General features: G+C 61.1%; 9 protein-coding genes and 1 pseudogene. 2 read left to right on the top strand and 8 right to left on the bottom strand.

What is annotated here, in order from left to right; genetic code table 11:
* Nucleotides 1-176: 176 nt before the first annotated feature.
* From ppk2 to AU381_RS04570, 4 genes and pseudogenes are all read right to left on the bottom strand, one after another.
* Complete coding sequence (gene ppk2 / locus AU381_RS04585; RefSeq protein WP_064240607.1) at nt 177-1,049, bottom strand: polyphosphate kinase 2; 873 nt, start codon at nt 1,047-1,049, stop codon at nt 177-179.
* A 48-nt stretch (nt 1,050-1,097) separates the two neighbouring features.
* Nucleotides 1,098-2,794: pseudogene (locus tag AU381_RS04580) on the bottom strand (SulP family inorganic anion transporter).
* Between the two features lie 16 nt (nt 2,795-2,810).
* Nucleotides 2,811-4,040: an HlyD family secretion protein gene (locus AU381_RS04575; protein ID WP_064240606.1), complete on the bottom strand. Its 1,230-nt coding sequence runs from the start codon at nt 4,038-4,040 to the stop codon at nt 2,811-2,813.
* Nucleotides 4,041-4,043: 3 nt separating this feature from the next.
* The gene (locus AU381_RS04570) at nt 4,044-4,526 is read right to left on the bottom strand and encodes a hypothetical protein (protein WP_064240605.1); all 483 of its coding nucleotides are present in this window, start codon (nt 4,524-4,526) and stop codon (nt 4,044-4,046) included.
* A 379-nt stretch (nt 4,527-4,905) separates the two neighbouring features.
* Here AU381_RS04570 and AU381_RS04565 point away from each other — a divergent pair, with 379 nt between their 5' ends.
* Nucleotides 4,906-7,386: a mechanosensitive ion channel family protein gene (locus AU381_RS04565; RefSeq protein ID WP_244520020.1), complete on the top strand. Its 2,481-nt coding sequence runs from the start codon at nt 4,906-4,908 to the stop codon at nt 7,384-7,386.
* Between the two features lie 273 nt (nt 7,387-7,659).
* Here the strand turns inward: AU381_RS04565 and AU381_RS04560 are convergent, their stop codons facing one another.
* Entirely contained in the window at nt 7,660-8,292 is a 633-nt protein-coding gene (locus tag AU381_RS04560) for a TerC family protein (RefSeq protein ID WP_064240603.1), read from the bottom strand.
* A gap of 375 nt (nt 8,293-8,667) precedes the next feature.
* Between AU381_RS04560 and AU381_RS04555 the strand changes: the two genes are divergently transcribed.
* Entirely contained in the window at nt 8,668-8,931 is a 264-nt protein-coding gene (locus tag AU381_RS04555) for a hypothetical protein (protein WP_064240640.1), read from the top strand.
* Between the two features lie 78 nt (nt 8,932-9,009).
* Here AU381_RS04555 and AU381_RS04550 read toward each other — a convergent pair whose 3' ends face one another.
* From AU381_RS04550 to AU381_RS28230, 3 genes are all read right to left on the bottom strand, one after another.
* Nucleotides 9,010-9,429 (bottom strand): CBS domain-containing protein, encoded by a 420-nt coding sequence (locus tag AU381_RS04550; RefSeq protein WP_064240602.1) that lies wholly within the window; start codon nt 9,427-9,429, stop codon nt 9,010-9,012.
* A gap of 129 nt (nt 9,430-9,558) precedes the next feature.
* A complete protein-coding gene (locus AU381_RS04545) occupies nt 9,559-10,218 on the bottom strand; it encodes a dihydrofolate reductase family protein (RefSeq protein ID WP_064240601.1) in 660 nt (219 codons plus the stop codon).
* A gap of 180 nt (nt 10,219-10,398) precedes the next feature.
* Nucleotides 10,399-10,641: a hypothetical protein gene (locus tag AU381_RS28230; protein WP_082909663.1), complete on the bottom strand. Its 243-nt coding sequence runs from the start codon at nt 10,639-10,641 to the stop codon at nt 10,399-10,401.
* Nucleotides 10,642-10,734 lie beyond the last annotated feature (93 nt).

The raw sequence follows: 10,734 nt of genomic DNA, 5'->3' as shown, positions 1-10,734 counted from the left end.
AAACCTCCCGTTTGCTGCATGGATTCAGATTCGAAGCCCCGTGGGAATCCCTGAGAGTCGGAAACGGCGCTCGTTGGTATTCCTGAACTGGGCGCCGGACAAGGTCTGAACCGCCAGACGGGCTGCATGCAACTCAGGCGGGTTGCGCGTCGGCGGGGGCCGCGCAACCCTTGTCGTCAGTACACATTCGGCACCAACCGGCGCGTGCGCGTGGTTTCTATATAGTCGTCGGGCCGCTTTTGCCGCTTGCCGAACTCGGGCTCGTCAAATTTGACGGGCTCATAGGGGATCGACGACAGAATGTGCGAAATGCAGTTGATGCGGGCCTGTTTCTTGTCGTCGGAGGGCACGATCCACCAGGGCGCATATTCCGCGTCGGTCATGCGGATCATCTCGTCATAGGCGCGCGTATAGTCCCACCAGCGGCGGTAGGATTCGACGTCCATCGGGCTGAGCTTCCACTGGCGCAGCGGGTCGCCAATTCGCTGTCGGAACCGCCGTTCCTGCTCTTCCTCGCTGACGTCGAGGAAATATTTCAGCAGCACGATGCCGCTCTCGACCATGGCAGCCTCGAAACGCGGTGCAAGCTCCAGAAACCGCTTTGCCTGTTCATCGGTGCAGAAGCCCATCACGCGCTCGACGCCCGGCCGATTGTACCAGGAGCGGTCGAAGATCACGACCTCGCCAGCAGCCGGCAGGTGCTGAATGTATCGTTGCATGTAGATCTGGGTCTTCTCTCGATCTGTCGGCGCCGATAGCGCCACGACGCGAAAGACACGCGGGCTGACCCGCTCTGTAAGACGCTTGATCACCCCGCCTTTTCCTGCCGCGTCGCGTCCCTCGAAGATAATAACGATGCGGGCCCCAGTCTTTTTCACCCAGGCCTGGAGGTGGGCAATTTCGATCTGCAGGCGGTCGAGTTCCTTTTGATAGTGGCGCGCCGATTCTGCGTCGGGCGGATCTGGGCTGGCATCAAGCCTGTGCCGGCTGCCCTTGTCTTTGTTTTTGACCTTTTCCTTTTCCCGGTCCCTTTTCCCGTTCTTGGCCATCATCTTTCTCCCTCTTGCCGAATTCCTGGCCTGCGCCACCGATGCGCTTCACTCGGCCGCGCGATCTGATCGAGTTGCGAAGGCGGCGAGCGCATCCTCGATGCTCTCGAACACCATGGTGGAGCCGATCTTGTCGATGACGCCGGCCCGATCGAGCATTGCCCGCGCCTGCGTGTGCAGTTCTGCGAGGCCAAGCGCGATGCCGCGTTTCCTCAGGTCTTCGTGAACCTCCTCGACCATGGCGGTTGCCGTGCTGTCGATCTGCGGGACCGCGCTTGCATCCACCACCAACCAGACGGTGCCCGCCGGCAGCGCCCCAGCGATGGAAAGCAGCCGGCCCCGGACATAGTCGGTGTTGAAGAAAAGAAGGCTGCCCTGGATCATGCATGCGCCAAAGCCTGGCACCGGACGGGCCTGAGGCTGGCGATGCAGCTTGTAAAATCCATCCCGGCCGGGAATACGGCCGAGTAGGGCATCGTGCGGGTACATGCTCTTCCGCAGGATATAGACCAGCGTTGCGGCGATCGCGATCACCACGCCATTCAGGACGCCAAGCCCGATCGGCCCCCACATTGCGATCAGTGCGAAGATGAATTCCATGCGGCTGACACGCCATATGTGCTTCAGGGCCGCCAGATCGATCAGGCTTAAAGCCGTTGCCGCCAGGATCGCGCCAAGCGCCGGTATCGGCAGAATGCGTAGGATGCCACCTAAGAACAGCAGCACTGCCATCAATGTCGCCGCCGCGACGAGGCTGGCGATCTGTGAGCGGCCTCCGACGGAGAAGTTCACGGCTGTTCGGGAATCGGAGCTGTGACTGGAAATGTGCCAAACAGTCCTGCGGCAATATTTGCAGCGCCGAACCCGGCGAGTTCACGGTTCGGGTCGACCTGATAGCCGCCGAGCGCCCCGAAGCTGCGGGCCGCGATGACGCCAGAGCCGAAACTCACCAGAAAAATGGCGGCTGCGCCGAAGAGCAATGTGTCGAACGGAAGATCTCCCATCCGGGGCAGCATCAACGAGGGCAGGCCTTCGGGAATATTGCCAACGATTGCGATGCCGCGTGCCTCGAAATCGAAGAGGAACGACAGCAGCACGGACAGAACGACGACGATCACGGGACCGGGCATGGGAGAGTTGACGGTCCGCGCCACCTGCAGCAGGGCGAAGCATCCGAGGGCCAGCACCAGCGACGGCCAATGAATCGACGTCGCCTCGCGGAAAAGTTCGAGTACGGGGCCGATAAGGCCGTCCGCCTCGATGTCGGTTCCAGTGAACCGTTCGATCTGGCCGATCAGGATCGACAGCGAAATCCCCGCGAAGAAGCCGGTCAGGATTGGGCGCGACAGAAAGGTTGCGAGCACGCCGAGGCGCACTGCCCGCGCCGCAAGACAGAGAGCCCCCACCGCCAGCGCTAGGAGCGCCGCCACGGTGACCCGGTCGGTCGCTATCCCCGGTGTGGCAAAGATCGCCGCAAGGACCGCGGCGAGCACCGTCATCGTTGCCGCATCCGGTCCCACGATGAGCCTTTGAGAGGGGCCGAAAAGCGCATAGGCCACCAGCGGCGTAATGCTGGCATAGAGTCCGGTTTCCGGCGGAAGGCCGGCAATCGCCGGGTAGGCAATGGCGCTCGGGAGGCCGACTGCGGCAATTGCCAGGCCGGCGGAGAAGTCGCTGCGCAGGGCGCTCGTTTCGTAGCCGTCGAGGCCGGCGAGAAGGGGCAGCCTCGGGATGTTCAGTGGCATCCGGGCGCCCTCCGGATCAATGCCCGGTCAGGACAAGCGTCTGCACCGGCAGGAGCAGCGCCTGCAGCCGGAGGATCATGGCGTGCACCAGACCGACGGCATCGATCACATGTAGGTAAACCCAGCGCGAAGTGCTGATATCCGGCGCGTGCAATTCGTCGTGATTGCTGGTGTAGGCATTCGCGATGCAATTGCTTCCCGGAGGAATGCCGGTAAACTGCCCCTCGAAGAGTGGTTCCAGATAGGTTGTCAGAGTTCCGGGTCGCGCCAACTGCTGCACGTCGGCCAGTTGATCAGTCGGGCGTACCTGGCCGGACGCTATCACGCTCTGGACCTCCGTTACCACCATTGGAATAATGGTGAAGGGCATGCCGACGCAGGTGGCCTCGGCGATCATGCCTGGTTTTATCACCTGGGCCTCGATCTGGCCGAACCCGGCAATCAGCCCTATGCGGCGATCATCGGGCACGAGGATTCCGGCGGTACGGATCATCGGATTGACGATGTCGCCAGGCCGCAATGTGAATTGCTGGAGCGTCCCCGCCGTGCCGGCGCGCACAAGAGTCTTGTCGAGTTCGACCTGAGCCTGGGCGAGGGCCGCCTCGGCGCTTGCCTTTTGCGCCGGCAGAAGCGAGGCGATCTTCGTCTCCAGGGTCTGCTTGTTCGAAACGGCCGCGGCAACCGCGCCTTGGCGCGCATCCACGGCCACCTGCCGCCGTTCGATTTCGCGTTTCGCCACCACATTCGGATTGAGGCGGTTGAGTTCGACCTGGGTGGAGAGTTCGTCCTGGGCCTGTTGGTATGCGCCCTCCGCCTGCGCGATCATGCCGTCCGCTGCCGCCAGTTCGGTCTTGGCAACTGCTGTCTCGGCATCGATTTCCGCGACGCGACGTCGGGCGGTTTCAAGGGCTGCCTGCTGTTGCGCATTGTCGAGGCGGAAGAGAGGAGCGCCCGCGGCGACTTTCTGGTTGGTGCCGACGAAGACTTCGGCCACGCGGCCGTTTGCCTCCGGCAAGATGGTGACCGTCCGGAAGACGGCCGTGACGTTCTTCGTTGAGGGGTGAAAGTAGAAAATCAGGGTGATCAGCGAGAGCGTGAGGATCACGCAGGCGGTGATACCCCAACGCAACTCGAACCACATCGAATAGAGATTGATCTCCCGCCCAATCCTCTTTCCCTGAACATAGCGGCGAAAGAGGAAGTCTGGAAAGATCGTCAGCATCGAGCAGATCATGAACTCCAGCATGGCTCACCCCCTCCGCTCCGCCAGGCCTTCGCTCGCCGAAGGCGCCGGTTCGAACGGGCCCCATTGGGGCTCGGGCTGCATCGCCTGGGGTTTCGTCGGCGTGGCAGGGAGTTCCGTCGACCCCGTTTCGAGCGGCTTGTCGTCTCGGTGGGCGATTTTCCGAAGTGAGTCTGCCATTGAACTCATCGGCGTTGAGAAGTCGGGAAACTCGATGAGTGCCAGCAGCAGCGCTGCGATCCAGAAGAGATGGTTGTGTGTGAAGAGCGCAATCAGCGACAGAACAGCTACCAGCTGCAACTGCACCTTGCTGGCGCCGTGCGCCATGTGCTCGGGCAGGGCGTGCAGCCTGAGGTATAGGAGGCCGATCAGGAAGATCAGCAGCAGCACGAATACCGCCATCACATTGAAGAGAATATCCGCGTCGCCCGGCGCGGTAACGAACACGGGTAGATGATCGACTGCGGCCGGATGCAATGACTCTGCCATTTCCGTTCCCCCACGCAGACCCCGCGCATGCCTCGCAGTTCATCATACCTCTTTCTTCTTTTCCAGTCTCTCTTCTGGGCGAATACGTCGACCAGAAGCATGGTGGCGCGCGGTCGAAACTGTATCTCATTTGCTTTTGACGCGAGGCGGAATATTTGTGCACTGATGCGGATTCACGTAGAAAGCATCGCTCCGGCTCGGCTCTGCATCTTTTTGCCGTGTTACGCATGCACATCGGACGAAGTCGATCGCTTGGGCGATCCGCCTGTGTGGCTCCCGGGTTTCGAAGGATATTGAATTGCATCCCGCTGGAAAATTGACCGCTCGCTTGATTGCCGTTTCATTCGTCGTGCTGACGCTGGCCGGCGGAGGCTTGGCGATGGCCCAGCAAGCGGCCCAGCCGCAACAGGCCCAGCCCGCGCAACCCGCTCAGCCGGCGCCTCAAGCCGAGGCTGACGACGCCGGGGCGGCAGACTCTCCCCTGCTGCAGCAGGCGGAAGACCAGCTCACCCAAGCCGAAGGCGAACTCAAAAAGCTTGCCGACCGCGTCGGTGCCGCGTCCGAGGACGATACGCTGCTCGCCGAACTCAAGGTGCAGGTCGACGAGCTGTCGAAGCAGATCATCTCAGCATCCGTGGCGACCCGGCCACGTCTCGACGAGATCAAGGCGAGGCTTGCCGAGCTCGGCGATCCGCCAGGCGAGGGTCAGCCGCCCGAGGCGCCAATCGTCACCGAGGAGCGAAAGCGCCTGCTTGCCGAGCGCGGTGCCATCAACGCGCTGACGGGAAGGGCTGAAAATCTTTCGGTGGAGGCCAAGAAGCTCGCCAACGGCATCACCGCCACCCGTCGTGCGCTGTTCTCCAACACGCTGCTGAAGCGTACCGAGGTTTCGGCGGCGATGTTGAGCGAGGCGATAGCGACAACGGCTGACGAAAGCAGGGCGTTGTGGCGCAGCGTCAGCAGTTGGGTGACGTTCGCGTGGAACTACAAGCGCATCCCCTTTTTGAGCGCGATCTTTCTCTCGCTGTGTGGGGCGCTGATATTCCTCGTCGGGAGCTATAGGCTTTTCTCGCCTTTCCTCCTGCGCCACGGGGAGGAGGAAGAAGAGCCTACCTATTTCCGCCAGCTTTCGCTGACGTTCTGGTCTACCCTGATCCCGACGATGGCACTCATCGCCTTCGCTGCCTCCAGCTATTTCTTTCTGAGCAGCTTCAACGTCTTGCGGCCGGATATCGCGCCGATCATAGCGGTGACGCTTGGCATGGGCGTTGTCGTCTTCTTCGTCACCAGGCTCGCGAGTGCCGTGCTTTCTCCGGTGCGATCGAGCTGGCGTCTTGTGCGCGTTTCGGACCGCGGCGCCCGCATGCTGATGGTGCCGATCTTCGCCATGGTACTGGTCAATGGTCTCGACTACCTGCTGGGCAGCATCAGTGATTCCCTTGGGTCGCCTGTCTTGCTGACCGTTGCCAAGAGCTTCCTGGCATCGATCATCATCGGGCTCATTCTGATGTCGATGGCCTGGATTCGTCCGACGCTCAGGCCGGACGAACCGTTTGACGCACCCGGTCGGCCATGGCCGCGGATCGTTTCCGTTTCATTCCTGTTGATGGGGGCGGGCCTTATTGCCGTTGCCTTCTCGGGCTATGTCGGTCTGGCGCGCTTCATCGCCACCCAAATCATCATCACCGGCGCGATTCTGGTGACGATGTATGTCGGCATTCTCACCGGCCGTTCGGTTTCGAAGCAGGGTGCGTTCGCGGAAACGGTGGCGGGACGTTATCTCGAGCGGCGCTTCAAACTGGAACAGGTGGCACTCGACCAGATCGGCCTTGCCGCCGGCCTCGGCATATATGCCCTCGTCGTGCTCTTCTTCATTCCGCTGATCCTGCTGCAATGGGGCTTCCAGATCGCGGATATCGAATCCTGGGTCTACCGGTTTGTAACGGAGATCAGGATCGGGTCGATTACGATTTCGCTCGTCGGCCTTCTCGCCGGCGTGCTCTTCTTCGCGATTGGCTTTGTCGTTACGCGCTGGGTGCAGCGCTGGATCGACGGCAACGTCATGGCGCGCAGCCGCGTAGATGCCGGGGTGCGCAATTCCATCCGCACCGGTATCGGCTATACGGGCGTCGGCATTGCCGGCCTGATCGCCTTGTCTGCGGCCGGCATCGACCTTTCGAGCCTCGCCCTGGTCGCCGGTGCTCTCTCGCTCGGCGTCGGTTTCGGCCTGCAGAACATCGTCTCGAACTTCGTCTCCGGCCTGATCCTGCTCGTCGAGCGGCCCTTCAAGGTCGGCGACTGGATCGTCAGCGGCACGACCGAAGGCTTCGTTCGCCGCATCTCCGTCCGTGCGACCGAGATCGAGACCTTCCAGCATCAGTCGATCATGATGCCGAACTCGCTGCTCATCAACGCGTCGGTCGGCAACTGGACCCACCGCAACAAGCTTGGGCGGTCCGAGATCACCGTCACGCTCGGCTATTCCAGCGATCCTCGGCGGGTCATCGACCTGCTGCACGAAATCGCCGCCGCCCATCCGATGGTCCTCAAGAATCCGGCGCCCAATGTCGGTTTCACCGCCTTCGGCGACGAGCGCATGACTTTCGAACTGCGCATCTATGTCGCCGACGTGCTTACGGCCGGCAATGTCCGCAACGACATTCGTGTTTCGATCTACGAGCGCTTCCGCGACGAGGAGATCGGTGCCCCATTCCCGGTGAAGGTGGAAGACACCACGCCGGAGGAAGCGACGTCATCCGAAACCGAGCTCCCGGCGGCTGAGGAGGAAAAAGCCGAGATTCAGCCGGAGGAGAGCGAGACGCGCCGCCGGTCCTTCGGAACGCGCAGCAGCAGCCGCTGAAGCGAATGACCTTCGAAAGGTCGCCACCGGCGAGCCGGCCGGGAGAGCTGCGAATTGCTTCGCAGCAATTCAAAAGTGCTACAGTGACTTTTGGGCGTCTGAAGGCGCACGGCGCTGTGTAGGCCGGCCTGCATCACTGCTGCAGATGGCACGCTCTTCAGCGCCCCACAAAGTTATTGCCGCAATAAGGCGAACCGGCGCGTCCAGGCACCGGTTCCGGAGCATTTGACAACCCAACGAGGCGGCACATGGCCGCCCCGTCGGAAGCCGCTGTTAAAGCCCGGTCATGGCCTGGGCGACAGGCGCGACGTGTGGCCATACCTCCATGGCGCCGCGGTAGATCATATCGAGAGCGACGTAGAGAATGATCGCCAGACCGACATAGGCAATCCAATGGTAGCGTGCCAGCAGCTTGGCGATGAAAGTTGCCGCAACGCCCATCAACGCGATGGAGAGCATGAGCCCGAAGACGAGGACCGTCGGATGCTCACGTGCGGCGCCCGCGACGGCAAGCACGTTGTCGAGCGACATCGACACGTCTGCCACGACGATCTGGGTCGCGGCCTGTCTGAATGTCTTCCTCGGCGCATTGGCGGCGTCCAATCCGAGCTCTTCGTGGCCGCCTGAACGAATCTCGCGCCACATTTTCCAGCAGACCCAAAGCAAGAGAATGCCGCCTGCGAGGAGAAGCCCGATGATGGCGAGAAGCTGGACCGTGAAGGCCGCAAGCACGATACGAAGCACGGTCGCCGCGATAATGCCGACCAGAATGGCCTTCTTGCGCTGCTCGATCGGCAGGCCCGCTGCCGCGAGGCCGATCACGACGGCGTTGTCCCCGGCAAGCACGAGGTCGATGATGATAACTTGCATAAGCGCCAATAGTCCGGCTGACGTGAAAATCTCCATAAGCGGTAATCCTTGTATACCCTGATCCCCGAAACGCCGGGCCGGCGTCGCAAACGCATAGACCGTCAACAATCGCCGGATCAAGGGGCAGGGAAGATCTCGTCCAAAGATATTGCGGAGATCGGCAAATTGCGGCCGCATCGGACTCCGCTCGCCGTGTCGCAGAACACGATACAAGCTGCCCGCCTTCGTACTTCAGAACGACAGCGTCAACCCGCCATTCAGCGCCTATTCAGCAGTTCTCTCGTAAAAAGCATGCAATTCAACCCGCCATTGTCTAGGTTGGCGTCGGCTGAAGGGGGTGGCCGGTATTTTTGCCACGGGGCGAAAGGGTGACCGGCCGAAGGGGGCGGCGCGCGGCGCGCGCCGATGGCCATGAAGACAGTTGTTGCTGCCTTGCTTTGCGGCATGTTCGTCACCGGCAGTGCGAATGCTGCCATGGTGACTAATAAGGACGGCGAATCCGCCATATTGGTGATCGTCGAGGGGGAAAGCCGGATGGAAATGGTCGTCGATTCCGGCGCCACGGAAATGATCTGCCCAAGCGGTTGCTTCGTGACCGCGCCAAGCGGCGATTACATCGGTCTCCAGGGCAACGAGACAATCGAGATTGTCAACGGCTCCGTTGTCGTCAAATAGCGAAATCAGCCGGCCAAACGGGCGGCGGTGCTACAATGGCGCCGCCGTCTTGTGCGGGAAAAACTGTCGTGGGGCGGCTCAGGCGTGGTGAGCGCTGACGGCCTTGACCAGTTCGCCTGCCAATTCCTGGCTGGTGCAGTGGGAAATATCGCCCAGCGACAGCATGCCGACCATGCGCTTGTCATCGTTGATGACCGGCAGCCGCCGGATCTTTTTCGACTCCATCAGATGGATGGCGTCTTCGACGGATTCATTGGTGCGGCAATAGACGATTTCCCTGGTCATGACGTCCCGCGCCGTAAGCGAGGTGACATCACCGCCATTCGCCAGCGCTCGCAGCGTGATGTCGCGATCCGTTACCATTCCGATCAGGCGATCATTTTCGCCGACCGGCACGGCGCCGATATCTTCCTCTTTCATGATGCGCGCGATAGTCCGCAAATCTGTTTCCGGGCCGATCCAACGAACACCGGAATGCATCGCTTCTTCGGTTCTCATGATATCCTCCCATGTTTCATCGGGACCATTATACGCCCGAAATCATGGCCAATCGTTGGAATCTTACGGAAGGAATGGGCGCATTGAACGCGCACGATGAAAAAGCGATCCATGCGCGTCGGCAATCGCTCAGGTCAGCTTCCGCCGCCGTTCCAGCTCTGCGGCGCTCGGCTGATCGAATTCGAACGAGCCCGTGACGACCGGCCCGCCGCGGATGTATTTGTTGACCGTGACGCCGGTTCCGGAAGTCTTCGAACTGACCAGTTTCAGCGCCATCGGCTTCGCACCGTCGCCGAACAGCTTCTTGCCCTTTCCGAGAACGACGGGGAAGTACGAGATATAGATCTCGTCAACCAGGTCATGGCTGAAAAGGGTCTGAAGGAAATCGGTCGAGCCCTGCGTCAGCAGATCCGGTCCTTCCTCGCCTTTCAGCTGTTGGAGCGTGGCGACGACGTCGCTGCCCAGGGTCTGGCTGTTCTGCCAGTCGAGCTTCAAGTCCGGATTGCGCGTCGCGACATATTTGGTGATGCGGTCGAACAAGGAGCCGATCGGGTCGTCGGCGCCTGCATAGGGCCAATGCGCCGCGAAGATGTCATAGGTTTTCCTGCCGAGCAGAAGGTCAAACGGCTTGGCAAACATCTCGTCGACCGCCTGTCCCATGACCTCGTCGAAATAAGGGAAGGCCCAACCGCCATATTTGAAGCCGCCGACGGGATCTTCGTCCGGCCCGCCCGGCGCCTGCATGATCCCATCAAGACTTACGAATGCACCAACAACGATCTTTCTCATTATCGCTCTCCTTGTTCGCCAGGTTACTGGTCTAGAACGGATGACCGCGGCCAATTCCGACAGCCTTTAGGCGATAATTTAGATGTTGGTCTCGAAACCGCGATCAGGCGGGATTTTTCTGATAGGTCCTTTTCCCCGGCGGCAGTCGGATAGGCCCGACGTCTTCCTCAAGATATCTGCTCAGTCATCGTAATCATAATAGTGGCGCCATTCGCCTTCCCCGCCATCGCGTCCGTCGCGATATGTCCGACGCAAAACGCGGCGCTCGCAATAGCCGTCTTCGCAACGGGTACCCACGATCCGCTCGTTAACGACCGTATTATTGGACGAACTGTTCGAGCTTGTGTTCGATGACTGGCTCCCGGCCTCGGCCGTGCCGGTTATCATCGCCGCGGCGGCACATAGAACTGCCAGGGTACGCATGGCTTTCTCCCTAAACTGCCGCCAAAGTGCGCCGTCAAGCCTGAACTTCCACTGAACGACGAACGCCAGGACGATCGTCGGCCGACCTTTGCA

This window comes from Sinorhizobium glycinis, assembly GCF_001651865.1.
GTDB classification, from domain to species: domain Bacteria; phylum Pseudomonadota; class Alphaproteobacteria; order Rhizobiales; family Rhizobiaceae; genus Sinorhizobium; species Sinorhizobium glycinis.
Note: the sequence above shows the minus strand (reverse complement) of the source record. Positions and strands in the feature narration are given on the sequence as shown.